Source organism: Cohnella zeiphila (assembly GCF_014212055.1).
Classification (GTDB): domain Bacteria; phylum Bacillota; class Bacilli; order Paenibacillales; family Paenibacillaceae; genus Cohnella; species Cohnella zeiphila.
Map to the genome: position 1 here is coordinate 87385 of NZ_JACJVO010000008.1, position 25096 is coordinate 112480.

Annotated in this window: 21 protein-coding genes; 16 read left to right on the plus strand and 5 right to left on the minus strand. The window is 58.4% G+C overall.

Going from position 1 to position 25096, the window contains the following annotated elements; all coding sequences use genetic code 11:
* Positions 1–44 precede the first annotated feature (44 nt).
* The 4 genes from H7C18_RS06870 (at position 45) to H7C18_RS06885 (ending at position 4261) form a co-directional block, all read left to right on the plus strand.
* Positions 45–1748, plus strand: a complete 1704-nt coding sequence (locus tag H7C18_RS06870; protein WP_185128290.1) for an extracellular solute-binding protein — start codon at positions 45–47, stop codon at positions 1746–1748.
* Positions 1749–1834: 86 nt separating this feature from the next.
* Positions 1835–2725 (plus strand): ABC transporter permease, encoded by an 891-nt coding sequence (locus H7C18_RS06875; protein WP_185128291.1) that lies wholly within the window; start codon positions 1835–1837, stop codon positions 2723–2725.
* A 14-nt stretch (positions 2726–2739) separates the two neighbouring features.
* Positions 2740–3627 carry a carbohydrate ABC transporter permease gene (locus tag H7C18_RS06880; RefSeq protein WP_185128292.1) on the plus strand — a complete coding sequence of 296 codons (888 nt, stop codon included), beginning with the start codon at positions 2740–2742 and terminating at the stop codon, positions 3625–3627.
* Between the two features lie 145 nt (positions 3628–3772).
* A complete protein-coding gene (locus tag H7C18_RS06885; RefSeq protein ID WP_202886960.1) occupies positions 3773–4261 on the plus strand; it encodes a group II truncated hemoglobin in 489 nt (162 codons plus the stop codon).
* 155 nt (positions 4262–4416) lie between these two features.
* On the opposite strand, the gene H7C18_RS06890 is transcribed toward H7C18_RS06885, so the two are convergent.
* Positions 4417–4725, minus strand: coding sequence for a winged helix-turn-helix transcriptional regulator (locus H7C18_RS06890; protein WP_185128293.1), 309 nt, complete (start codon positions 4723–4725; stop codon positions 4417–4419).
* 124 nt (positions 4726–4849) lie between these two features.
* Here H7C18_RS06890 and H7C18_RS06895 point away from each other — a divergent pair, with 124 nt between their 5' ends.
* A complete protein-coding gene (locus H7C18_RS06895) occupies positions 4850–5818 on the plus strand; it encodes an alpha/beta hydrolase (RefSeq protein ID WP_238357523.1) in 969 nt (322 codons plus the stop codon).
* 22 nt (positions 5819–5840) lie between these two features.
* Here H7C18_RS06895 and H7C18_RS06900 read toward each other — a convergent pair whose 3' ends face one another.
* Positions 5841–6602 carry an AraC family transcriptional regulator gene (locus tag H7C18_RS06900; RefSeq protein WP_185128294.1) on the minus strand — a complete coding sequence of 254 codons (762 nt, stop codon included), beginning with the start codon at positions 6600–6602 and terminating at the stop codon, positions 5841–5843.
* Positions 6603–6724: 122 nt separating this feature from the next.
* Here H7C18_RS06900 and H7C18_RS06905 point away from each other — a divergent pair, with 122 nt between their 5' ends.
* The 8 genes from H7C18_RS06905 (at position 6725) to H7C18_RS06940 (ending at position 17539) form a co-directional block, all read left to right on the plus strand.
* Positions 6725–7591 carry a phytanoyl-CoA dioxygenase family protein gene (locus H7C18_RS06905; RefSeq protein ID WP_185128295.1) on the plus strand — a complete coding sequence of 289 codons (867 nt, stop codon included), beginning with the start codon at positions 6725–6727 and terminating at the stop codon, positions 7589–7591.
* 110 nt (positions 7592–7701) lie between these two features.
* Positions 7702–9501, plus strand: coding sequence for a discoidin domain-containing protein (locus H7C18_RS35705; protein ID WP_185128296.1), 1800 nt, complete (start codon positions 7702–7704; stop codon positions 9499–9501).
* Positions 9502–9614: 113 nt separating this feature from the next.
* Positions 9615–11333, plus strand: coding sequence for an amylo-alpha-1,6-glucosidase (locus H7C18_RS06915; RefSeq protein WP_185128297.1), 1719 nt, complete (start codon positions 9615–9617; stop codon positions 11331–11333).
* An 8-nt stretch (positions 11334–11341) separates the two neighbouring features.
* Positions 11342–12274: a nucleoside hydrolase gene (locus tag H7C18_RS06920; protein WP_238357524.1), complete on the plus strand. Its 933-nt coding sequence runs from the start codon at positions 11342–11344 to the stop codon at positions 12272–12274.
* A 317-nt stretch (positions 12275–12591) separates the two neighbouring features.
* On the plus strand, positions 12592–14520 hold the full coding sequence (locus H7C18_RS06925) for an asparagine synthase-related protein (RefSeq protein ID WP_185128299.1): 1929 nt from the start codon (positions 12592–12594) through the stop codon (positions 14518–14520).
* 29 nt (positions 14521–14549) lie between these two features.
* Positions 14550–14687 carry a paeninodin family lasso peptide gene (locus tag H7C18_RS06930; RefSeq protein ID WP_185128300.1) on the plus strand — a complete coding sequence of 46 codons (138 nt, stop codon included), beginning with the start codon at positions 14550–14552 and terminating at the stop codon, positions 14685–14687.
* 87 nt (positions 14688–14774) lie between these two features.
* A complete protein-coding gene (locus H7C18_RS06935; RefSeq protein WP_185128301.1) occupies positions 14775–15716 on the plus strand; it encodes an aldolase in 942 nt (313 codons plus the stop codon).
* Positions 15713–17539, plus strand: a complete 1827-nt coding sequence (locus H7C18_RS06940; protein WP_337913057.1) for an ABC transporter ATP-binding protein — start codon at positions 15713–15715, stop codon at positions 17537–17539. The genes H7C18_RS06935 and H7C18_RS06940 overlap by 4 nt, the downstream gene beginning before the upstream one ends.
* Positions 17540–17898: 359 nt before the next feature.
* Here H7C18_RS06940 and H7C18_RS06945 read toward each other — a convergent pair whose 3' ends face one another.
* A complete protein-coding gene (locus H7C18_RS06945; RefSeq protein WP_185128302.1) occupies positions 17899–18687 on the minus strand; it encodes a nucleotidyltransferase domain-containing protein in 789 nt (262 codons plus the stop codon).
* Positions 18688–18855: 168 nt separating this feature from the next.
* Here H7C18_RS06945 and H7C18_RS35495 point away from each other — a divergent pair, with 168 nt between their 5' ends.
* Both H7C18_RS35495 and H7C18_RS06955 read left to right on the plus strand, forming a co-directional pair.
* Positions 18856–20148: a stalk domain-containing protein gene (locus H7C18_RS35495; RefSeq protein ID WP_202886961.1), complete on the plus strand. Its 1293-nt coding sequence runs from the start codon at positions 18856–18858 to the stop codon at positions 20146–20148.
* A 183-nt stretch (positions 20149–20331) separates the two neighbouring features.
* Entirely contained in the window at positions 20332–20979 is a 648-nt protein-coding gene (locus H7C18_RS06955) for a peptide-methionine (S)-S-oxide reductase MsrA (RefSeq protein ID WP_185128303.1), read from the plus strand.
* 16 nt (positions 20980–20995) lie between these two features.
* Here H7C18_RS06955 and H7C18_RS06960 read toward each other — a convergent pair whose 3' ends face one another.
* Positions 20996–22030 carry a substrate-binding domain-containing protein gene (locus H7C18_RS06960; RefSeq protein WP_185128304.1) on the minus strand — a complete coding sequence of 345 codons (1035 nt, stop codon included), beginning with the start codon at positions 22028–22030 and terminating at the stop codon, positions 20996–20998.
* Positions 22031–22138: 108 nt separating this feature from the next.
* On the opposite strand from H7C18_RS06960, the gene H7C18_RS06965 reads away from it, so the two are divergent.
* The gene (locus H7C18_RS06965; RefSeq protein ID WP_238357525.1) at positions 22139–23401 is read left to right on the plus strand and encodes an FAD-dependent oxidoreductase; all 1263 of its coding nucleotides are present in this window, start codon (positions 22139–22141) and stop codon (positions 23399–23401) included.
* 143 nt (positions 23402–23544) lie between these two features.
* On the opposite strand, the gene H7C18_RS06970 is transcribed toward H7C18_RS06965, so the two are convergent.
* Complete coding sequence (locus tag H7C18_RS06970; protein WP_185128306.1) at positions 23545–24930, minus strand: MFS transporter; 1386 nt, start codon at positions 24928–24930, stop codon at positions 23545–23547.
* Positions 24931–25096 lie beyond the last annotated feature (166 nt).

The following is a 25096-nucleotide window of genomic DNA, read 5'->3' on the forward strand; positions in this document are numbered from 1 at the left end:
ATCCACTATACAATGGGAGCGAATAAACAAGGGGAGGGATTGCGTTGAGGAAAAGCATAGCCGGCGTAACGCTGGCGGTATTGCTTGCCCTAAGCCTGACGGCCTGCTCCGGCGGCAAGCCGAACGACGATTCGCAAGCGTCTTCATCGTCGGACACCTCGAACCTTTCGGGAGACGAGTTGGCTTTCTACAAGTTCCCGAAGCCGGTCGACGTGCATATCGGCATGCCCGTGGACCCGACGGACACCACGCTGCCCAAAGGCGACAGCGCGGGCAACAATCAGTACACGCGCTACCTGAAGGACAAGTACAACATCAACGTCATCGTGGACTGGACGGCCGCAACGGGCAACGACTTCAAACAGAAGGTCAGTCTGTCTATCGCCTCGGGCAAGCTTCCGGACGGCTTGGTCGTCGACGACCGGTCCTTCATGACCAAAGCGGCCAGTTCCGGACTGCTCTACGATATCACCGATCTGTTCAAGCAGTATGAGTCCACCCAGGTCAAAGACATTATGGACAGCACGCAGGGACGCGCGATGGAGAACGCCAGCTACAAAGGCAAGATGGTCTCGCTCCCGAACATTACGGTCGATACCGACGGCGTCCACGTCATGTGGATCCGGAAGGACTGGCTCGACAAACTGAGCCTGCCGATCCCCAAGACGACGGCCGACATCGAGAAGACGGCCAAGGCCTTCATCGACAACAAGCTGGGAGGGCCCAATACGATCGGGATCGCCGGCCCGTCCAAGAATACGTTCCCGTACGCGACCTTCCTCGTGTCGTCCAACAATATGGGCGGCTTCGATCCGATCTTCGGCGCCATGGACGCCTATCCCGGTTATTGGCTCGATAATGGAGACGGCACGGTCACTTACGGCACCCTTACGGACAATACGAAGAAGACGCTGGCTCTGCTGGCCGATTGGTACAAGAAAGGGCTCATCGATCCGGAGGTCGGCACCCGGGACAATGTCGGCGATCCGATCAACGCCAATCAGGCGGGCATCTTCTTCGGCCCGTGGTGGAACGGCGGGTACGGCAACGGAGACTCCTTCAAGAACGATCCGACGGCCAACTGGCAGGCGTACCCCGTCTATTCCGACGACGGCAAGTGGAACGTTCATATGAAGACCACGGGAAGCACCTATACCCTGATCAGCAAGAACGCCAAGCCGGACGTCGTGAAAGCCATTCTCATCATGAACAACGCCCTGGTCCGCGACGAGTCCACCTTCGATTTATCCGTCGCCGTGGCCTGGTATCCGCTGCGCAACGTCATGGCGGCGGCCAACGAGACGGAATACGAGTACACCGAGCTCCTGAAGATCCTGAACGGGCAGACGAAGCCCGAAGACTACAATAAGCCGAACAGCCTGTATAAGCTAATGTATTCGGACGCGACGAAGGTGCAGAAGGTCATTAAGCCTCCGTACGACAACCTGAACGTCGGCAATTTCGACACGTCCAACTTCGGCGACTTCCAGCGCCTCTATTCGATCATGATCGGCGACCGCCCGTATACGACCGTCCCGATCGACAAGAAAGTGTACAGCGTCACCTACAACCAGACTCCGACGATGGAGACCAAGTGGGCGAACCTGAAGAAGCTGGAGGACGAGACCGTTCTGAAAATCATCCTGGGCCAGGCGCCGATCGATTCCTTCGATCAATTCGTGAAGGATTGGAAGGCTCAGGGCGGGGATGAGATCACGGCCGAAGTAGCGGGGCTTCTGAAAGAGTAACCGGTCAAAGCTTGCAAAAGGCGCCGCGGTTCCCAGGCCTTTTGCAAGCTTTCCTATCACGCATCGGAAAGGGGAGGATCGGCCGGATGAAGCGGATGGGCATTCTGAAGCATTATTATTTGATGCTGCTTCCGGGCATGGTCTGGCTTGTTCTGTTCAGCATCGTGCCGATGTTCGGCATCGTGATGGCCTTCGAAAATTATAACCCGGGCCAGGGCCTGTTCCATTCCGAATGGGTCGGGCTGGGCAACTTCAAATATATGTTCCAGCTCAACGACAGCGTGCCGGTATTGATCAACACGACGGTCATCGCCATCGGCAAGATCGTGTTCAACCTGGCGATTCCGCTGGTCTTCGCGATCCTGCTGAACGAGCTGACCCACCTGCGCTACAAGAAGCTGGTTCAAACGGCCGTTTATCTGCCGCACTTTTTGTCCTGGGTCATTATGGCGACGATCGTCATCGGAATCTTCGGCTATTACGGCGTAGCGAACACGGTCGTCAAGTCGTTCGGGGGTCAGCCTCACCTGTTTATGGCCGATGCGAGCATCTTCCGGCAATTGGTCATCGGCACCGACGTGTGGAAGGAGTTCGGCTACAATGCCATCATTTATCTCGCGGCTCTGACGGGTGTCAACCAGAACTTATACGAAGCCGCCGCGATCGACGGAGCCAACCGTTGGCAGATCATCCGGAACGTTACGCTTCCGGCGTTGTCGACAACGGTCGTGCTGCTGGGCGTTCTGAGTCTCGGGAATGTCCTGAATGCGGGATTCGATCAGATCTATAACCTGTACAATCCGCTTGTCTACTCGACGGGCGATATTCTGGATACGTGGGTTTATCGGCTCGGCCTGCAGAATCTGCAATATTCGCTGGCAACGGCCGCGGGGTTGTTCAAGTCGGTCATTAGCTTCGTGCTGATCTTTATCTCCTATCGGCTGGCTTATCGGTATGCCGACTACACGGTGTTCTAGGGGAGGGACGCGATTTGGTCAGAAATCGGACTTTCGGCTCGCGGGCTTTCGACGTTGTCAATATCGCCCTCCTCGGTCTGCTGATGGTCAGCTGCCTGTACCCGATCTGGTACACCTTCTGCGTGTCCATCTCCGAGAAATCGGCCGCGAACGCCGGCCTGGTGACGATCTATCCGATCGGCTTCTCGCTTGCCCCGTATAAGCAGATCATCGGCGACGGCTTATTCTTTAACGCCTTCTGGATCTCGATTGAGCGTACCGTGCTCGGGACCGTATTCTCCATGCTGATCTCCGTCCTGATGGCTTATCCGCTGGCCAGACCCAGGAGGGAATTTAAACTGCGCAATACGTTCATGTGGATTCTCGTCTTCTGCATGCTTTTCAACGGAGGCCTCATTCCCTGGTATCTCACGATCCAGCAGTATCACCTGATCAACAGCATTTGGGCGCTGGTGCTGGGCGGCGGGGTTCCGATCTTTAACGTCATCCTGATCATGAATTTCTTCCGCAACCTGCCGAAGGAGCTCCAGGAAGCGGCCGTCGTGGATGGCGCCGATCCGTGGTCCATCTTGTTCCGGATCTACATTCCCTGCTCCATTCCCGTGCTCGCGGCCGTGGCGCTGTTCATCAGCGTGTATCATTGGAACGAGTTCTTCAACGGTCTGGTGCTGATGAACACCTCCGATAAATATCCGCTTCAGACCTACATCCAGCAGCTGGTGGTGAATATTCCGACCGGCACCTCCCTGACGCCCGATCAATACAAGAAGCTGTCGGAGCTGTCCAACCGGACGCTGAACGCGGCCAAGGTGTTTATCGCCATGGTGCCCATGCTGGTCGTTTATCCGTTCCTGCAGAGGTATTTCGTATCCGGCATTATGCTGGGTTCCGTAAAGGAATAGGATGATCGCAGCCTACGGCGATGATAACGTTTTTACGAACAAAAATGTGCCGTATTGTCTGTGGGGGTACCGCCCTATAATATTTTAGCAAGGTGAATAATGAGGTGTTGCTTACATTTGTTCTTTTTTGGGAGGTGCGGAATCGATGCAAGGTAATAATGAAATCGAGGATCACATGACGGAGCACGCCAAAACAATCTACGAGTCTGTCGGAGGAATCGATGGACTACGGCGCCTAAGCAATACGTTCTACGAAGCCGTCTTGGCAGATCCCTTGCTCGCGCCGGTCTTCGCCGCCTTCACCGCTGCCCATATCGAACATATTTCGATCTGGCTTTCGGAGGTCTTCGGAGGCCCTGCACGGTACACCGCTGAACTCGGAGGACACCAGGCACTGCTAAGGTCCCACCTTGGGTTATCGATCACAGAAGAGCAGCGTACCCGATGGATGGAACTGATGGCTGTCGCCGTCGCTCAGGAACTGCCGGAGAACGAACAATTGCGCCGTGCGGTGATGGACTATTTCGATTGGGGCACCCGAATCGCACGCGACGTCTCGGCTGAACCGGTTGGACAAGATCTCGGAGTACCGGGGCCGACACCGCGCTGGGGATTGGATGGGCTGAAGGAGTGAACATCCAGTCGTACACTAGAATCAGGTTGAAACTTCCATATAAACCCCGACCGCATGAGGTCGGGGTTTTCGTTCAAGATGGACGAATTCCCGCCTGATGAGGACCGCGCAGGGAGCGAAGCAGCCCGAGAATGGCGCCTGGAGCCAGCTAGCTATCAGGCCTCCCGTTCCTGGTGGACCAGTCCCCATTGGGCCATCGCCTGCATGACCGGGAGGAACGTCCTGCCGTAGTCGCTCAGCGAATATTCGACTTTGGGAGGAACTTCCGAATAAACCGTTCGGACGATCAATCCGTCTTTCTCCAGCTCTCTCAGTTGTTCCGTCAACATCTTGCGGGTGATGGCGGAGATCGATCGCTGGAGTTCGTTAAACCGTTTGGTGCCGCCAACGAGACGCCAAAGAATAATGACTTTCCATTTGCCGCCGACCACGGACAATGTTGCCTCAACGGGACAACCGCTCATTCGATCACGTCCAATCCCATTCCATCTTATTTTTGCAGTTACGTACGGGGTACTATGTCACGAGAAAGTGCGTACTTACGCATTCGCCCCTGCAGTCAGTATACTACATCTCAAGAAGAACCGAATGACAAACAGAAGACTGCAGGGAGGAATTCGCATGCCGCTCGATCCCCAAGTTCAAGTGGTGTTGGAAAAAATGAAGCAGCTGGACGTTCCGCCTCTTCAGGCGTTATCCGTGGAGGATGCCAGAAAAGTCAATCTCAGTCCGATGGCGGCACCGCCGGAAGAAGTATGGCGGGTTGAGAATCGGAACATACCGGGACCGGCGGGTTCGATACCGGTTCGAATTTATTCGCCTCGAAGCGAAGCGCCGCTGCCGGTCATTGTCTATTACCATGGAGGCGGATGGGTCGTCGGGGACCTGGATGCGGCGGACGTTCTCTGCCGGCAATTGGCCAACGGCACGGGCAGCATCGTGGTCTCCGTGGACTACCGTTTGGCGCCGGAGCATAAATTCCCCGCGGCCGCCGAAGACGCCTATGCGGCGGCGGAGTGGGTCGCCCGGAACGCCGGCGCGCTTGGAGCCGATCCGGAGCGGGTAGCGGTCGGCGGAGACAGCGCGGGCGGCAATCTGGCCGCGGTCGTGTCCCTTATGGCTCGGGATAAAGGCCGCTCCTTTATCAAGTTTCAGTTGTTGGTCAACCCGGTTGCCCGACACTCGTTCGAGACCGATTCTTACCGGGAGAATGCGGAAGGATACGGTCTGACGGCGGACGCGATGCGGTGGTTTTGGGGCCACTATCTGGAGAATGAACAGGATGGGCTGAACCCGTATGCTTCGCCCTTGCTGGCTGCCGATCTGAGCGGTCTGCCGCCGGCCCTCGTGCTCACCGCCGAATTCGATCCCCTCCGCGACGAAGGGGAGGACTATGCGAAGAGGCTGAGAGACGCCGGAGTGCCGGTGGAATCGAAGCGTTACGACGGCATGGTTCACGGTTTCCTTCTTCAAACGGGCGGGTACGATCAAGGAAGAAAAGCGCTGGAGCACGCGGTAAGAGCACTGCGCGATGCCTTGCGCCCTGCCCGGGCTTAATCGGCCTGCGGAGCGCATGGCTTCAGGGCGGACCGCCGCCCGCCTGGCGTCTGAACTGCAGCGGAGTCGCGCCCCATTCGCGCTTGAACAGCTCGATAAATTGCGAAGTCGTCGAGAAGCCGCTGTCCTGGCCGATCTCGCTAATGGAAGCCGAGGTGGACAGCAGCTTCTCCTTCGCGGCTTCGAGTCTTTTCCGAATGACGTATTGCGCGGGAGAGAGGCCGGTCTGTTCCTTGAACAGATGGCGGAAGTGATCCTCGCTGTAGCCGGATATTTCCGCGAGCGTGCGAATATGGAGAGGCTGGACGAAGTTCTCGTCCATGTAGCGGCGGGCGTAGAGAAGCTTCTCCGGCTGTCTGACCGGAGAGCCGGCGTGGGCCGACCTGCCCAGCAGCAGGATGATCTCGTTCATCATCAAGTTGACGCGATTCTCGTGATAGAGCTGCCGTTCCAGCAGCTCTTGCTTGATTTTGTACATCAGGCCGAGAATTTCCCCGTTCGCCGAATCCCGGTACAAGCCGTTCGGAAGAGCGACGGGATGATCGTCGTAGACGAAGCCGAAGAAGATCACTTCGGTATATTCGTCGTGTCGTTCGTCATGGGGGTAAAGAGGGCGGGTCAGCGTCAGCGTTCCCGGCCGGTACGACAGCCGGCGCCCGTCCAATTGCATCGTGCCGGTGCCCGTTACATAGTAGACGAGCTCATAGCAGCTGTGCCGGTGGAAGTCCACGTAACTGCCGCTTTCGTGGGACCGGTAATAGAAAAAATCCATTTTCCCGCTCAACCGATCGTCCCCGCTTTCCCCGTTTTCTGATACTTTTTCCCCTAGTTTATTATATCTTCGTTTTTTTGTCGCTCTTATGATTAGAGGCAGAAAGCAACCATTTCAAGCTAGGAGTGACGGCCATGTCCATTCGAACGAATCTGGGTTTGACGGAAAATGAAGTGCGGCGGTATGAGGAGGAAGGCTTCCTCGTCTTCGACGACGTCATCGGCGAACAGGAGGTCGAGGAGCTGAGGCAGGCTTGCGAGCATCCGAACATTGTGCAGCTGCGCTCGCAGAAGGATTACGAGACGAAGACGGTGCATTCGCTCGGCATTACGGCGCTGCACCCGTCGTTCCTCCGGCTGGCCCTGCATCCGGCCATCGTGGAGAAGATCAAGCCGCTGCTCGGGGAGAATATCGAGCTGGAGCACTCGAAGCTGGCCACGAAGCCGCCCGCGAAGGGCGTCGGCGTATTTCCCTGGCACCAGGACTTCGCGTTCTATCCGCATACCAATTCGGACTTGCTCTCCGTCATGGTCATGCTGGACGACGCGACGCCGGAGAACGGCTGCATGCAGATGGTTAAGGGCAGCCATAAGCTCGGCCTTCTCGACCATGCGAAGAACGGGTACTTCACCGGGGAATGCCAGGAGAGCCGCTATTGGCAGAACCCGGCTCATCCGGAGGATGTCGTTTACGTAACGCCGAAGTGCGGCGGCATCAGCATCCACCACGCGTTGACGCTTCACGGATCGGCGGCGAATCTGTCGGGCAAGCCGCGCAGGGGCATCGTCTTCTCCTACCGCGCCAGCGATTCGTACCAGATGGCCGATACGCTGTTCGACGACACGGGGCTGACGGTCAGCGGCACGAACAAAGGCGTCGTCCGCTGCAATATCGGGGTCGTGACGTTGCCGTATCGGGGAGGCGATACGCCGTACGGTTCGACTTGGAACCAGGTAGGGCCGTTCGCGAAGGAGTACAATCAGCGCGGCAGAAACTCCTGATGAATACCCGGTAAGACCGGATGATTGCCTTATGTAAGCGACGAGCAGCGGGAGTTACGATGGGAGGTGCCCGGAAGCGAGGGCGAAAAACGAAAGGAGAGATCAATGGCGTGAAGAGGTTTGGAAGAAAGGCGAACAGCACGTTGTGCGGCTTGTTGATCGCATTGATGCTGGCAGCTCTTTTTCCCGCAAGCGCATGGGCGACCGACGGCGTCGTGGAGGGCAAGACCACGGTCATCACTCCGGCATATCGCTCGAATATTAACGGCGATACGGAGATCGAGTTCATCTGTCCGGGCGGCACCACCGCGGCTCTGTACGTTCAGCAGCAGCCGGCAGACGGCAGCGTGAACACCAACGGCACCCGCGTAGCCGTCGGCGGCATCCTTACGCTGGACGCGGACGGCCGCGGGTCCGTCACGTTCCCGGCCGACGACTTTCCCGCAGGTCCGATCACGCTGCGGATCCGGGTGTGGCAGAACGGCGCCGATCTGGACGATGCCTATCTGCAGCTGTACAACACCGGCGGCGTGGCATGGAAAACCGGGCTGGCGAATGCGCCGGTCAATCCCGTTACCTCTGGAATGAACCTGACCTTCTCGGACGACTTCAACACGATGCCGTCGATCTCCTTCAGCGGCGAAGGAACGACATACGCATCGGTGAAGCCGGATACGCGGGCGGGCGGCCAGTTCGGCTATGCCGCGTTCGAGGATCGCGGGGGAGCGTACGACCCGTTCAGCATCGCCGATAACGAATATCTGAAAATCACGACAACGTATCGCGGCGACAGTTACACAAGCCCGAGAGCCGGCTGGAACCAAAAGGCGACCACCGGACTGATCTCCTCGGAGGCGATGGACGGCTCGGGCTTCCATACGCAAGGCGGGACGGACCAGTATTTCGAAGCCCGAATCTTCGCGCCTCCGACACCGGGCATGTGGCCGGCGTTCTGGACCTTGACCGCCAACAATTACGCCGACAATCCGCTGGGGAACGGTAATTATGCGGTCGACGAGCTGGACGCTCTCGAGGGCTACATGGCGTGGCCGTATCAATATTCCATCGCCTGGCATCCGTGGAGCGGCACGAACGCCCCCAACCCGTCGGCAGCTCTCGGGGGCGGGACTTGGCCGCAGATCGACACGCCGACCTTCGGCAACATCAATCTGGCGATGGGCTTCCACATCTTCGGCATGTACATCACGGAGGACACGACGTATTACTACTTGGACAACGTCGAGGTCGCTTCTCATCCGACGCTGCAGCTCAGCTATGAGCTGGGCAACTACTTCCTGATCAACGGCGCCGTCTCGGATCACGTCATTCATTTCAATTCGGACGGCACGTATACGTACGATGACGATTTTCTTCGTTACGGCAACGAGAACAACATGTATGTCGACTGGGTCCGGGTTTATGAGGGCGGCAACGGCAATGGAGGCGGCGGTGACGACGGAGGCGACATCACCTACGTTCCGGGGGAGAACAGCACGGCATGGGCGTCCAGCGAGACGGGCGGAGGCTATAACGAAGGGCCGGCCAACGTATTGGACGGCAATCCGTACACGAAGTGGGCTTCCGGCACGACGCAGGGGCTGCCGCAATCGATCACCATCGACCTGGGGCAAACCTACAACAACGTCAAGCAACTGAAGTACTTCCTCAGCGCCTACGAATGGACCGCGCGCATCGAGCAGTACGAGGTGTGGGTCAGCACCGATAATGCGACCTATACCAAAGTCGACGAGGGCGAGTGGCCCAATGTGCCGGGCGTATGGTACGAGTCCAATTTCAGTCCCGTGACCGCGCGCTACGTGAAGCTCGTCGCGCTTACCGCCGGACAGAACGAATCGGATGCGTCGAGCCGGGCTTCGGCCACCGAGATACAGATCGGCTATCAGGCGTGAAAACAATTTAAAGGAAACGGCCGGATCATCGGCCGGAAGCCGGCGGGCCCCGGTTTTGACCGGGGTTTGCCGGTTTTGCCGTCCGGGCGAATCGACAGGAGGATGAATCGAGTATGAAAATCGACTTGACGACGATGGTGCTGAGCCGTCCGAATACATGGCTGGAGATCGTTGGCCGCCGCGAGCCCGGCGGGGAACTCGGCATCTACTTGAGCACGCTGCAGAGCGATGCGCGGCCGCGGGAAATTTTCCGCGTGCTTCCGCTCGGCGAGCGGGGCGACGTGCTGGCTGCGGAGCCGGAGGCGACGGCCGCGGTCGCGACGCTTCGCGCGGCGGAAGGAACGGTGGAGCTGCTGTTTGATCGCGAGGGCAGGACGCGCATCCGTTCCGAAGGCGTCGGTTTCCGCTTGTTCCGTCCGGAGCCGAGAGAGGCGGGTTACCAAGCGGACTATCCGTTCGAGATCGGCGGAGGACGCATCCAGGTGAACGCCTATCGGTCCGCCAAGCAGTATATGATTACCGTGCTCGAGGGCAAATACGCGATCGATGCGCCTTGGGACGGCGTTACTTGCCGGACGATCGCGCTCGATTTCGCTCCGTCGGCGGACGGAAGCGCGGAGATCGCGATGGAAGCCTTTGATTCCAGTTGGGAGATGTCCTCCACGTACGAGGATCGCTTTACCGCCTGCAAAGCCGAGGCGGAGTCGGCGTTCGAACGGTGGCTGCAGGCGACGCCGGCTCCGGACGGAGGCTACCCCGAGACTCGCGCAAGATCGGCCTATGCGCTGTATGCGCCGATCGTTCCGCCGCACGGACTGCTGGGCCGGAAGACCCTGCTCATCTCGTCCGGCTTCAACGGAGTGTGGAGCTGGGACCATGCGTTCAACGCCATGGGGCTGGCCGGCTGGCAGCCGGATATGGCGTGGGATCAGCTGCTCGCGCCGTTCGACCATCAGGACGAATACGGTGCGATCCCGGATGTCGTCAAAAATCGCGAGATCGTCTGGAACTTCGTGAAGCCGCCCGTTCACGGCTGGGCGCTGCGGCACATGCTGCGCAAGACGGATCGGTTAGACCGGCTTGCCGAGCTGTATCCGAAGCTGAGCTCGTGGACGAACTGGTGGTTCCGTTACCGGGATTACGGCGGCAGCGGCTTCCCGCAGTACAATCACGGCAACGACAGCGGTTGGGACAATGCCACTGTGTTCGCCGTACCCGGCGCGTTGGAGGCGCCGGACTTGTCCGCCTTCCTCATCATCCAAATGGATGCGCTGGCCGAAGCGGCGGACCGGCTCGGCCGGGCGGATGAGGCGGCGAATTGGCGCAATCGTTCGGAAGAGCATCTGTCACGCATGCTGGAGCGCTTTTGGGATGGCGACATGTTCGTTTTCAGAAGGGTCGGGACGGGAGAAATCGTGAGGACGGCCAGCTTGCTGCATTGGATGCCGGTCATCCTCGGCGCCAAGCTGCCGCAGCCGATCGTGAAACGAATGGCGCATATGCTCGGACCGAAGGGGCCTTTCCTCACCGATTGGGGGTTGGCGACCGAACAGCCGGCGAGCGAATATTACGAGACGGATGGGTATTGGCGCGGGCCGATCTGGGCGCCGGTCACCTATATCGCCGCTTCCGGGCTGGCGGACGCGGGGGAAGGGGAGCTCGCCCGGGAGATCGGACGGCGGTTTCTGCGCTTATGCGCGCATAGCGGCCTGGCGGAGAATTACGATCCGATCACCGGAGAGGCCTATCGCGACAAGTTCCATACTTGGCCGGCAAGCGTGTTCCAGCTGTTCGCAGCGGATGAGGCTACGGCTACGGCGGGGCGGGGGTGATTCGCAGCATGGGCACGAATGAATATGGGCGATACATACCGTCAACACCGGCGAGGATCATCCTGGATACCGATATCGGCCCGGACTGCGACGACGCGGGCGCCGTAGCCGTTCTGCACGCCTTGGAAAAACGAGGGGAAGTCCGGATCGCGGGGATGATGCACTGCACGTCCGGCAAGTGGGGCGCGGGATGCCTGGATGCGCTCAATCGCTTTTACGGCCGTGGCGACATTCCGGTGGGCACGCTTCGGGATAAAGGTTTTCTTGACGACGACAATCTCTACGCGAAGTACAACAAAGTGATTGCGGAGACCTTCCCCAATCGATATCGGAACGAGCCGGCTCCGGACGCGGTCCGGCTGTACCGTAAGCTTCTGGCGGAAGGCGAGAACTTCGGAGCCGTCGTCGTAGCGATCGGTCCCTTGCTGAACCTCCAGCAGCTGCTGCAATCGGCGCCCGACGAAATATCGCCGCTGTCCGGGGCGGAACTGGTAGCCCGCAAAGTCAAGCATCTCGTCGTCATGGGGGGACGATTCCCGGAGGGCGAAGAGTGGAACTTCGCGATGCATCCGGCTTCGGCCCGATTCGTGACGGATCGTTGGCCGACCGGCATCACCTTCACGGGCTTCGAGATCGGCCTCGACATTCTGACCGGCAAGCGGCTGTACGACGACCTGCCGTCCGGCCACCCGGTCCGCCAATGCTATGCCCGGTTTGCCGGAGAAGGCCAGACCCGGAGCAGCTGGGATTTGACCGCGGTATTGTTCGCGGCCCGCGGCGGGTCTTCGTTCTGGGAGACCGTGCACGGCCGAATCGACGTTGACGGGGAGACGGGGAGAAGCGAATGGCACGCCGATTCCGCCGGACCGCACGCCTATCTCCGGGCCGTGACCGGACCGGAAGAAGCGGCGAAGACCCTGGACGCCCTGATGGTCGAATGACGGGATTTCTTCAGATTCGATAGCCACGCTGAATCTCTTAAAGCCGACAATGTTCTTGCGACAACCGAAGGGTACCGGGTCCTTGATTGGCAGAGGCCGATTCAAGGCCCGGTATCGCCTGGTTCGCACAGGCTGCCCGCAAGCGGTTTCCGCCCGGGAAGATTTGGTTCGACGGCGCGATTGCCCATATATTTAAAGAACTGGAACGAATGCAACAGCGGAAACCCGAATGATGCCTCGCGTATACTACTTCCGACTATTATCAACTACTCCTCATGCGTAATTTGAATCATGACCGATTTTGTTATAATTAAGATATGAGTGCCATAGCCGGATTCATTGACGATAACGAGCCCGTATCGATTGAAATCATCGAAAACATGATGAGATCGTTGGAGAAATATCCTGCGGATCATGTGCAAACCTGGCATCGCCGGTCTGCGTTCCTGGGCTGCCTCGCGCAATGGTTCACCCCCGAATCGGTGCACGAGCGGCAGCCCCGCCGCGACGAGCGGACCGGGCTGGTCATTGCCGCGGACGCGATCATCGACAATCGGGAGGAACTGTTTCGCCGGCTGCAGGTCGAGCACTCCCGTCGGAAGAGAATGACGGACAGCGAGTTAATCTCGGAGGCATACCTCGAATGGGGAGAGGACGCTCCGAAGTATTTGATCGGCGACTTCGCTTTCGCGATTTGGGACGAGCGGCGGCGCCGCTTGTTCGGAGCCCGCGACCTGGCGGGGAGCCGCACGCTGTATTATGTTCGGCGGCCGGGGCAGTTTGCCTTCTGCACGGTGATGAATCCGCTGTTTGCGCTGCCCGGCGTCCGGAAAGAGCTGAACGAGGATTGGTTGGCCGAGTTTCTCGCGATTCCGATCATTCTGGATACGATCGACGTTCGCTCTACGGTATACCGCCCGATCGGCCAAATTCCGCCGGCCCATTCCTTTACTTTCGAGAACGGAAGCTTGAAGGTCGAGCGCTACGGAACGTTGGCGGCCGATGTGCCGAAGCTGAAGCTCAAATCGAACGGCGAGTACGAAGAAGCGTTTCGCGAGGTGTTCCGGGAAGCCGTCGTCTCGAAGCTTCGGACACGCCGGAATGTCGGCGCGAGCTTGAGCGGCGGGCTCGATTCGGGAGCGGTCGCCGGATTCGCGGCAGGCCCGCTGCGCGAGGAAGGCAAGAAGCTGCATACCTACAGCTACATTCCTCGTTCGGACTTCACGGACTGGACGCCCGGCGGCATGTTGGCGGATGAGAGCCCTTACATCCAGGCCATTGTCGACCATGTAGGCAATATCGAGCACCGCTACATGGATTTCGCGGATCGGAACTCTTTTGAAGAAATCGACGATCTGCTCGAATGGATGGAGACGCCCTATAAATTTTTTGAAAATTCTTACTGGTTAAGAGGCATTCTCGAGCAAGCCAGCAAGCAAGGCGTCGGCATTTTGCTGAACGGAGGCAACGGGAATTACTCCATCTCGTGGGGGCCGGCGTTGGACTATTATGCCAGGCTGTTGCGGAAGCTGCGCTTCGTGCGCCTTTACCGCGAACTCAAGCTGTACGGCAGACAGATGCGGATCGGGAGATCGCGGCTGCTTCCCTACATCGGCAAATCGGCCTTTGCCTTTCCGTCGTGGTCGTCGAAGCCGCTTCCGGATATTCCGCAGCTGATTCACCCGGAATTGGCCGGACGCACCGGCGTATTCGAGAAGCTGAAGGGTCACGACGTCGGATTGAGCGACACCTGGATGAACGAGTTCGAGGCCAGAACGTACCAGTTCGACAACTTGTCGATCTTGAACCACCAGGGGACGTCATCGACCAAATTGTCGCTAAGGTATGCCGTCAGAGAGAGGGATCCTACCGCCGATCCGAGAGTCGTTCGATTCTGCTTATCCGTGCCTGACGAGCAGTATGTTCAGAACGGCATGGACCGCGCGCTCGTTCGAAGGGCGACCGAACGTTATTTGCCCGACTCCGTCCGATTGAATCAACGCGTTCGGGGCGTGCAGGGCGCGGACTGGATCCATCGCGTAAGCCCCTCGTGGAACGCGATGGCGGAAGAACTGCGCCGGTTATGCCGCGACCCCGGGGCTTCCCAATATTTGAACGTGGAGCAAATCCGAATGTCGCTTGCGGCGATCGGCAATCCGCCCAAGCCCGAGCGAGCCTTTGACCGGCATGCAAGATTACTGATGCAAAGCTTGATCGTTTACCGGTTTATCCGGCAGTGCTCCTAACGCTCCCGCTTGAAAGGAGGTGAGAACGGATGAAAAAAGAGTGGAACCAACCGACTCTGGAAGTTCTTGACGTCAACCAAACGTTCGGGGGACCGAACGGCCTGTACCCGGACCGCAACGGCAAAGGATCGAACAACGGCGGCCCTCATGCTCCGCAAGATTCCTAGTCAATAGGTTATGCAATACGGAAGGGTCCTCAGCCTTATTCTATGGATAGGGCCCTTCTTTTTCATATTCATGGAGGTGTAAGGAAGATGACAGACGCGATCGCACCGACCTTATACACCGCTTTCGGACTGAGCATACGAAGCGAGCTCCTTTTGCCGGAACTGCCGCGGAAGAGCGCGCAGCAGGCCGAGGAGGCGGACATCGACATTATGATCGGAGACTTGTCGGAAGCCTGGAGAGCCAGCGGGGTTCAAAACGATTATTATGCGTTCGCGGCCGGACAATTTCTGTTCTATGTGCCCGAAGTCGCGATCTACTGCATTCGCGCCGGGAAGCAGATCGTCGTGTCTCCCTTCCCCGGGGCGGAGGCCAAGAGCATTCGGATCTACCTGCTCGGTACTTGCATGGGCGCGATCCTTATGCAGCGCAGAACGCTGCCTCTTCACGGAAGCGCCGTCGTCATTAACGGACAGGCTTACGCGTTCGTCGGAGAATCCGGAGCGGGTAAATCGACGCTGGCCGCCACATTCCTGAAACGCGGCTATCGGCTCCTCACGGACGATGTGATCGCGGTATCGCCCGGCAAGGACGGCAACCCCCCGGTCGTCATCCCCGCTTACCCGCAGCAGAAGCTCTGGCAGGAAAGCATCGATCGGCTCGGGATGCAATCGGGGCGCAACCGCCATCTGTACCTTTCCAAGTATGCCATCCCCGTTACGAACGGGTTTGCCGCGAAGGCGCTTCCCCTGGCCGGCCTATTCGAGCTGACCAAGACGAGGGGGAGAGAAGTGAAGCTCTCTCGCTTTCAGGGCCTTGAACGCCTGGCGATCCTTCGGATGCATACGTATCGCGACTTTCTGATTCCGCATTTGGGCGGGGAGCAGTGGCACTTCTCAACCATTGTCGGCATGGCGAGCAGCGTCGATATGTATCGCCTGCAAAGGCCGTCCGCCGGATTCTCGGCGCACGAGCTGGTCGACCGGGTGCTGCATGCCGTACTTGAAGGAGAGAAGGTCATGCAAGGGTGAAAGGCGGAGAACGGCTGGAAGTCGCGCCCGTGCTTGTCTATCTCAAGAAGCTCCACGCGTATGCCGGGCAACAACTGTACCGGAATCTGATCGGGACCATGGTCGTCAGCCTGCTGCAAGGGTTCGGAATCTTTCTCCTGGCTCCCATGCTGAGTCTGATCGGGCTTATGGATTCGTCCTCGGGAGGCATTCCGTTTCTTTCTTCCTTGGCCGAGCCGCTTCAGCGCTTGCCGTCCGACCTGAAATTGCCCGTTGTGCTCGCCGGTTTTCTCATCCTGCTCTTGGGGCAGGGGCTGCTGCAGCGTCAATTGGCCAACGTGAATTCCGAATTGGAGCAAGGCTTTATCCGTCGTCTGAGGCTGGACATGTATAAGGGCTTATTGCAATCGAATTGGGCGTTTTTCCTGAAAAAAAGGAAGTCCGATTTCATCCATCATGCCACGACCGAGCTGCCCCGGGTCAGCTTCGGGATTTTCACGCTTCTGCAACTGGTTACGACGATCCTCTTCACGCTGATCCAGATCGGCTTTGCGCTGTGGCTGTCGGCACCGCTCACGCTTGCGGTCCTGCTGTGCGGCTTGATTCTCGCCGTCTACTCCCGTTCGAAGGTGAGAAAAGCCAGGAGGCTCGGACAGGATACGACCGAGCTGATGCAGCGTTACGTAGGCGGAATGACCGATCATTTTAACGGCATTAAAGATATCAAGAGCAATCGGATGGAAAAGCAGCATCTCTCCTGGTTTCGCGTGCTGTGCGATCGGCTGGAACGCAATACCGTCCAGTTTACGAGATTGCAATCGGCGTCCACGTTCCGTTACAATGCCGCCGCGAGCTTTCTCATCGCATTCTTCGTCTATTTCTCCTTCGAAGTCATTCATGTGCAGGCCGAGACCCTTCTGTTTATCGTCCTTATTTTCTCGCGATTGTGGCCGAAATTCTCGGCGATGCAGTCCAGTGTGGAACAGATCGCCCAGACGATTCCCGCCTTCCGCAATCTATGGGAGCTGCAGCAGGAGGTGGAGGCCGCCCAGGAACCCGAGCCGTCCGGGCTTCCGGAGAGCAAAGGCGCGATTCGCGTCGTACAGGGCTTCGAATTCCGGGACGTCTTCTACCGTTATGACCGCACGGTCGCTTCTTATGCTCTTCAAGATGTGAATTTGCGAATTCCGGCCAACCGGATGACGGCCGTCGTCGGCCGGTCGGGCGCGGGGAAGAGCACCCTGATCGATATGCTGATCGGACTCATCCAGCCGGAGAGCGGGCAGGTGCTCGTAGACGGCAAGCCGCTTGACGCGGGCGATTCCTATGCGCTAAGGCGGTCTGTCAGCTATGTCTCGCAAGACCCCTTTTTGTTCCATGAGAGCGTCAGAGACAATTTATCCATCGCCGCGCCGGACGCAAGCGAAGACAGCATGTGGGAGGCGCTGCGTTTTGCCGCGGCGGATTCGTTCGTCCGGAAGCTCCCGCAAGGACTCGATACGGTGCTGGGAGACCGGGGGGTTCGCTTGTCCGGAGGAGAACGCCAGCGGATCGTATTGGCGAGAGCCATCCTGCGCAGGCCGTCCCTTCTCATTCTGGACGAAGCCACCAGCGCGCTGGACAGCGAGCACGAGGCCAGCATTCAGGAAGCGCTGGAGCGGCTGAGGGGAAGCATGACGATCGTTGTGATCGCCCATCGCCTGTCCACGATCCGGGACGCGGACCAGATCGTCGTATTGGACAACGGAACGATCGTGCAGCGCGGCGGATACACGCAGCTTTCCGGCGACCGGAACGGCCTGTTCGGCAAGCTGCTGGCCTATCAGGCACGAGCGAGCGTGTAAGCGGCATTTCAAAAAGCCTGATTCCGGCGGTTTGGAATTCAGGCTTTTTTGATATGAAAGTATAAAAGCTTCCCAAGTGGCTGTTGCAGTCCCCTGGCAGGCCGAACGGATGCCGATAGCCGAAAAAATCGGCTAACGTAGCCTTTGCCAGGCCGACTCTCCATTACACGTTCAGCCCGCTGCCCGATACGGATACGGCCAGCACACTCGTGAATTCTTCCTTCCTTGGCCCCGCAAAGTACCTAAGAAAGCCTCGAAGCTAAGCCCCGCTTGGGGTTTTTGGCTTTCAAAACTTGAAGCAGAAGCTCGGCGCCGCGGGAAAAAACTCTAATCTCCTCGCGTACACGCTCCGTTGCATTTCAATGGATGAACGAAGCGTACACCTTCTCGAGATAAGCAATGGAGACGCGTTCCGCTTCGTCCTTCACGATTACATCGAAATGCTCACGTAAACGTCGATAGGTGTGAATGGTATTTATTAATGAACGGTAGCAACTCTCGAGATTGTGCAAAGGAACGGTCTGTTTCAGCTCTTCTATTTCTCCGGTTGCGAGCTGTTCCAATCTCCGTACTCCACGAGGGAGCTGGTCATTGCGCACCAATATCAAAGGCCCCAATACAGTCCCTCGAATATAGGTGAGAAGGTCGATGAATTCAAACCATTCTCCTCTTCCGAGCTTCGTGGCGCCGTAATGGACCCAGACCCAAAATCTGTCTTCTATCCATTGAGCGTCCGTGCTTGGGTGCAGGGGGGAGGTTGCTGCCAGAACGTTGCTGATTTCCCGATCTTTCTCCCATAAAATAAGCGGGTTCTCCATACGTATCTCCAGTTCCTTCAATGTCATGAATTTAAGGTCGACATGCAGCGGATCAGGCCCGTATAAGCAGATGACCAACCGAGGTTCGCCCACGTGTTCGCCTGTAAATCCGGAGAGCAGCCTGCCTAGCCCTTCCGCAATATGAAGTCGTTCATTCATGATTTGCGCCTGGCAGGTCGGGTCGTATACGATGATAAGATCTAAATCGCTAAACTCGTCCATGGTATTCGTCATCATGGAACCGCCGGCAAGGATGCCCCGTATTCGTCGATCCTGACTAAGCTTTTTTATTGCCTGTTCGATGAATTTTTCGTGTATCGGCAAGAGCATGCCAAACAACCCCTTATGATGTGACCCATAAAAATGGGTATTACGCCAAAGTATCACCTCTTATAATTTCTGTCAATTCCGATCCCTCTAAAAGAAGGAACTAAAGTGTTTACTGAGAAGAGATATATAGTAGATTATTTGGTTCTAATAGGAGAAGTGATCGCGGCAATGAGAACTTGGAAAAAAACGATGATGTCACTAATGCTGGCTGGATCCTTAATCTCGATTCCGATCGGAGAAGCTTCAGCGTTGTCTCTGACCGTGGACGGTAAGGACTTGAGCCTGGATGCAGATCCGGTCATTGTGAATAGCACGGTATTGGTACCGATGAGAGGAGCCCTCAATTCGTTGGGGGCCGAACTGGAATGGAACAACGAGACGCAGACGGTCACCGCGGTTAAAGGCGACTTGACGATCACGCTAAAAGTGGGAGATTCGAGCGCGACGGTAAGGAACGGTACCTCCGTGACACAGGTCAAGCTGGATCAACCGAGCAAGGTAGTCAATAACAGAGTGATGATTCCGATGCGCTTCTTATCGAATCAATTTGGAGCCCAAGTCGACTGGGATCAGAAGAGTCAGACAGTTCAAATTAAGACGGCTGATCACGGGAATTCCGCAACGCAGCAAGATCAAAAAGGCGACAAGGGCGATAAGGGCGATAAGGGAGACAAAGGCGACAAAGGCGACAAAGGCGACAAAGGCGATACAGGCGCAACGGGGCCTGCGGGCGCGACCGGCCCGGCAGGCCCGGCAGGACCGAAGGGAGACAAAGGCGATACGGGCGATACAGGAGCAACGGGACCAGCAGGCGCGACCGGCCCGGCGGGACCTCAAGGCCCGAAGGGAGACAAAGGCGATACGGGTGACACGGGCGCAACGGGACCAGCAGGCGCGACCGGCCTGACGGGACCGAAGGGCGATACAGGCGCGACCGGCCCGGCAGGACCGAAGGGGGACAAAGGCGATACAGGCGCAACGGGACCAACAGGCGCGACCGGCCTGACGGGACCGAAGGGCGATAAGGGCGACAAGGGCGATCCCGGAACGAGCGGCCTATTGACCGGTATTTATAGTTATCAACTGGCTACGGTTGCAGACGCCACGGTTATCGGCGGGGCCGACATTCCTTTCTCCAATATCGGACCGACTTTCGGATCTGCGTCTCATACGCCGGGAACGACGACCTTTACCGTTCCGGCCGCCGGGATTTATAAGTTGAGTTATACCGTGAGCCTCACAGCCGGCATCGGTTCGGCAATTGCCGTTGCCGTAAACGGAACAGTCGATTCAAGTACCCAAATCTCCGCATTGACTGCGACCGGCGAAGTCAGCGGCATTGCGCTGTTAAATTTGGCGGCAGGCGACGTCATTACGCTTCGCAACAACTCTGCTGTCCCTCTAAACATGGCGTTGGCGCCGGCGGTTGGCGCCCAGTTGGTCATGGAGCAGGTACAGTAATCAGCTAGACGTTACCTATTCGAACAGACTGGAGACACCGCGTCTGCAGAAAATTTTTTTTCTGCGCGCGGTGTTTTATTGTTTTCCAAAGACAATGATTTGATTTAGGTTTGAAGAGGGTGAAAGCGTTGAATCATGACGCTAGTATTGGCTGAAAGGAAACGAACGAAGGTGGAGGTCCCAATGGATAAGCAATCGGTAGAATTTAATCTGCACACGCTGACGCTCGGGATGGGCTGCTTCTGGAGCCCGGACGCCTTGTTCGGCTCCCTGCCGGGCGTCATCCGAACGCGCGTCGGGTATGCCGGAGGCACGGCTCCGCAGCCCGATTACCGAGAGATGGGGGATCATTCGGAGACGGTCGAGCTCGACTTCGATGCGGAACGGATCTCTTACGACCGCTTGTTGGAGACGTTCTGGGGCCATCACAGCCCCGTCAACATCAACGGTTACAAGGGCAGGCAGTACCAGTCGCTGCTGCTGTATCGGGATGCGAATCAAGAGCAAGCCATCCGACGCATCAAGAGCCGCATCGAGTCGGATAAGGGCATGCTGCTGGAAACGGAGGTCGCTCCTTTCCGGGCCTTCCACTTGGCCGAGCCGCGGCACCAGAAGTATTATCTGAAACGGTACCCGGACGCGATCGCCAAGCTCGGCGCGCTGTACCCAACCGAGGAGGAGCTGACCAACGCGACTTTGGCGGCTCGGCTGAACGGCTTGGCCAAGGGCTTCACGAGCCTGGAGAGAATCCTGGACGAGATTCGCGATTGGCCCATTGGGGCCGAAGAGCTGTCCGAATGGACGGCGCTGATTCGGCAAATCCGTTGGTAGGTTCGACTTCCCTTGCCTAAACCAGCCGGCGGACGGAATTCCCTTCGAGAAATCCGCCGGACAGCCGGATATGCTCGAACGGCTCGTCGGGATTGGCGATTCGCCAGAGCAGGCGCTCGGCCGCTTTGCGGCCCGCTTCCCGAACCAGCAGGGAAGGCCGCGAGATGTGGGGGAACAACGGAGAAGCCATGTTCTCCAGTCCGATCAGAGAATAGTCGTTCGGGATGCTTTTCCCCCGTGCCTGCAGGAAATAGATTAATGGGTTTAAATAGCTGTCGACGGCGCACAGGATGGCCGTCCGGTCGGATTCGAGCAGCCGCTCCGTAAGCTGCCGCTCCCATTCGGAAGAGGACTGGGCAGGGGAGGTCAGATGCTCCTCCGGATCGACCGTCAGCCCGGCTCCCCGCATCGCGGCGCAGAACGCCGACCACCGCAGGCGAAATCCCCGGAACGTGTCCGTATCCCCGATATACAGAATTCGCTTATGGCCCATGGAGACGAAGTGCCGCACCGATTGATGGATCGCCTGCTCGACGTCCCAGATCACGCTGTCCACATGGGCGAGCGGCGGCGGATAATTGATCAACACCTTCGGGAGCGGGATGTCCAGCAGCAGGGATTCGATCTCGTCCGGGATCGCGGGCGGAATGACCACGCCGTCCGCATACAGCAAATCGGAATTCGCGATCCAATCCTCCAGCTCGCCGCGCCCGGTAATGCGGGAAGAGAGAAACGACGTCGAGACCGAGTGCCCGAGCTCCTGAAGCCGGTCCTGAAGCCCGTCCATCTGGAGGCGGTAGAACGGCGTATTTTCGGTCAGCAAAAAAACGAACCTCCGGCTCGCCGTCGTCAGCTTCGGAATCCGCTCGTACCACAGGCTCAGCTCCTGCTCCTTGGTCCGGTACCCCATCCGGCGCGCCGTCTCGAAGATGTCCGCGCGGGTTCGCTCCGACATGCCGGGCAGCCCCCGCAGCGCTTTGGATACCGTATGAACCGTCAATTGAAGCTCATCGGCGATGTCGCGGAGCGTCACTTCTTTTCTTCTTTTCACCTGTCTCAACCTCCACTTATGCTCTAAGTGTAACAAAAATGAAACTTCATGGGTACGGAGAAGCGGTTTTATAATGGGGGTGCGAGAACAGGAGAGGAGTCGAGGACATTGACAACCTATGGCTTTCAGAGGGAGATCAAGGTTCAGGCGGCGGCGGACGTCGTCGTGATCGGAGGCGGTCCGGCCGGTACGGCGGCGGCGGTCAGCGCGGCGCGCAGCGGGAAAAAGGTCATTCTGCTGGAGAAGTCGGCGCAGCTCGGAGGAATGGGCACGCTTGGCAATGTAAGCGTCTTTATGCCGATCGGCAACGTGACGGGATTTTATCGGGAGTTGATCGCCGAAGTGCTCGCGGACAGCTTGCCCTCCGAGCATGACAAATCGATCGCTCCGCAGTATTCCCCGTTCGTGCTGCGCCATTATCTCAACGAGAAAATGCGCCGCGAAGGGGTCGCGGTATATTACCACGCCGAGTTCGTCGGCTCGATCGCGGCAGACGGGCAGATGAAGGCGGTGGCGGTATCGACGCGCGAAGGGCTGCTCACCTTCGAGGCCAAGCAGTTTATCGACTGTACGGGAGACGCGCGTGTCGCCATCGACGCCGGCGTTCCTTACGCGTCCGGCCGGCCGGAAGACGGCTTGACCCAGCCGATGACGCTGATGTTCATGATGCAGAATACGGGCAAGCCGGTGCGCCGGTCGCTTCCCGAAGGCTGCCCCGTTTATGAGACGGTAGCGGATCTTCCCCAAGGCAGGCGGTTGTATTGGGAGCAGAACGACGACGGAACGCTGCTCGTCAACATGACCCGCGTCAAAGGCAACGGGGCCAAGGTCGAAGAGGTGAACCGGGTCGAGACGGAAGCGCTGCGGCAGGTGTTCGGGGTCGTCGATTACTTGCAGCGCAACGGGTTCGAGAATTACATTCTGTCGCACGTCGCGCCGCAGACCGGCGTCCGCGAGACGAACCAGATCGAGGGACTGTACACCCTGACGGAGCAGGATATCGTGGAAGGGCGGCGGTTCGCCGACGTCGTCGCCCAGACGAATTACGAGATCGACATCCACAGTCCGGACGGCCAGAAAACGACGGACGAGCGCAAGGTGGACGGCTACGACATTCCGTACCGCTGCATGATCCCGGAATCGCTCGGCAATCTGCTCGTCGCGGGCCGGGCGATCTCCGCCACCCACGTGGCGATGTCGTCCATGCGCGTTCAGGCGACCTGCTACGCGCTGGGTCAGGCGGCCGGAGCGGCGGCGGCCATCGCGATCGACGAGGGCTGCGCCTGCAAGGACGTGCCGATCGCCAAGCTTCACGATTCGCTCGCCGCGCAGAACGTCAAGTTCTTCAAGCCGGCGGGGGCGGCCGTTTGACGAGAGATAGAGCGGGCGGGACGACCGGGAATCCGGGCTTCCCGCCCTTTTTGCATAGGATAACCTGCCTGCGAGTGATGGAACATCCCGTTCGGCTTAGACGAGCGAACCGGCAGAGCGTAATTAGCGGGCTTGGGAGAAGCTCAGTTAGACTTTCGGGGCAGCAGCAAGCCTGCCGCGACTGCAAGCAGCACGAATACGGCGCCCGCGGTTCCGAACGCCCAAGCATAGCCCTGCACGGCATCGGCTTGGGCGGCCGCCACCGCCATCAGTACCGTAAGCCCCACGGTCGGCCCCAACTCCATGGCGGTGTTCATCACGCCGCCGGCAAGCCCTGCCTGATGCTGCTCTACGTTCGCCGTCGACTGGACCGCCGCTCCGGAAAGGACAAGCGAGATCCCCGCTGCGAGAATGATCTGACCGGGCAATAGGATGGCGGCATACGCCGTGTCTCGACCGACCCAGGCAAGCAACCCCAATCCTAAGGCCGAGATAAGCCCTCCCGAGGTCATGGCGCGTGCGATACCGAATCGGGCGATTAAAGGGGCTGAAACCCGGTTCGCGACCATCATGGTGACCGAGAAAGGCATAAACGAAACAGCCGTTGCCAGCGACGACCATCCGCGAATCTGCTGCAGGTAGAGGGTGAGCACGTATTCGATCGCCATGGAAGCGGCCGCGGCCAGGAACATGCCGGCCAGCCCTATCATCCGGCGAGGGTCCAGAATGAATCCGAGCGGAAGCAGCGGGTTGCGCGCCTTGCGTTCCGCGCCCAGGAAGACGATCAGCAGCGCAAGGCCGACAAGAAACGGTCCGTAGACCACAGGAGAAGACCAAGAGTAGTCTCCGCTTGCGATCAAACCGTAACTGGTCAGCGATATGCCCAAGGTGACGAGTATCGCTCCGAGCGGATCGAGCCCTGGCCGGTTGGCGAAACTCCCGATTTCGCCTGCCGGCAGCAGCGACCGCGACTTCGCGAGGGCAAAGGCCGTGACCAGGACCGGAACGACGAACATCCACCGCCACGAAATCCAGTTTGTTACGATCCCCGACAAAATGAATCCTAAGATCGCGCCAAGAAACGGCACCCCTCCCCAGACCGCCATGGCCCTCCCGAAATCAGCAGGGTCGGGAAAGAGCGTGCGCAGCACCGCCATGAGGGCCGGCGCCGCAATCGCCGCTCCGACGCCTTGCAAAAAGCGCGAGCCGACAAGAATTTCGAAATCTGGGGCAAATGCGGCCATGACGGAGCTCGCGCCGAAGACGATCAGCCCTATCTCCAACATCCGCCGTCCGTTGTGGCGGTCCGTGAGCCGTCCGCCAAACAACAGCAGACCGCTGAAGGGCAGTCCATAGGCGACCTGCAAAAGCAGCAGATCCGCCGGGTTTAGCGAGAACTCATGGGCGATCTTGGGCAACGGCACGATAATCAGGGCGATCGTAAAAATCAGGGTCGCCTGCACGAGGGCCAAAACGGTGAAGGCTGCACGCGATTGCGGCAGCGGGCGCTTCCTGGGATCGTTGGTCATTTACGTCTCCTCCTCCACAATTACATACTTTATGGACACTTTATATCTATTATTTGAACAAAAAAATCCAATAAAGGACTTTGCGTATCCACAATAGCCGATTTATTTCGGTTCGTCAATCCTTTTGAGGCGGCAAATTGCCGGTTCAAATTCTTATGAACCCTTT

Bases quoted from the DNA above. Each gene is read 5' to 3' on its own strand.
- H7C18_RS06875 (WP_185128291.1), top strand. From the start codon at position 1,835: ATGAAGCGGATGGGCATTCTGAAGCATTATTATTTGATGCTGCTTCCG.
- H7C18_RS06885 (WP_202886960.1), top strand. From the start codon at position 3,773: ATGCAAGGTAATAATGAAATCGAGGATCACATGACGGAGCACGCCAAA.
- H7C18_RS06890 (WP_185128293.1), bottom strand. From the start codon at position 4,725: ATGAGCGGTTGTCCCGTTGAGGCAACATTGTCCGTGGTCGGCGGCAAA.
- H7C18_RS06895 (WP_238357523.1), top strand. From the start codon at position 4,850: ATGACAAACAGAAGACTGCAGGGAGGAATTCGCATGCCGCTCGATCCC.
- H7C18_RS06905 (WP_185128295.1), top strand. From the start codon at position 6,725: ATGTCCATTCGAACGAATCTGGGTTTGACGGAAAATGAAGTGCGGCGG.
- H7C18_RS06915 (WP_185128297.1), top strand. From the start codon at position 9,615: ATGAAAATCGACTTGACGACGATGGTGCTGAGCCGTCCGAATACATGG.
- H7C18_RS06920 (WP_238357524.1), top strand. From the start codon at position 11,342: ATGGGCACGAATGAATATGGGCGATACATACCGTCAACACCGGCGAGG.
- H7C18_RS06925 (WP_185128299.1), top strand. From the start codon at position 12,592: ATGAGTGCCATAGCCGGATTCATTGACGATAACGAGCCCGTATCGATT.
- H7C18_RS06930 (WP_185128300.1), top strand. From the start codon at position 14,550: ATGAAAAAAGAGTGGAACCAACCGACTCTGGAAGTTCTTGACGTCAAC.
- H7C18_RS06935 (WP_185128301.1), top strand. From the start codon at position 14,775: ATGACAGACGCGATCGCACCGACCTTATACACCGCTTTCGGACTGAGC.
- H7C18_RS06945 (WP_185128302.1), bottom strand. From the start codon at position 18,687: ATGCTCTTGCCGATACACGAAAAATTCATCGAACAGGCAATAAAAAAG.
- H7C18_RS35495 (WP_202886961.1), top strand. From the start codon at position 18,856: ATGAGAACTTGGAAAAAAACGATGATGTCACTAATGCTGGCTGGATCC.
- H7C18_RS06955 (WP_185128303.1), top strand. From the start codon at position 20,332: ATGGATAAGCAATCGGTAGAATTTAATCTGCACACGCTGACGCTCGGG.
- H7C18_RS06970 (WP_185128306.1), bottom strand. From the start codon at position 24,930: ATGACCAACGATCCCAGGAAGCGCCCGCTGCCGCAATCGCGTGCAGCC.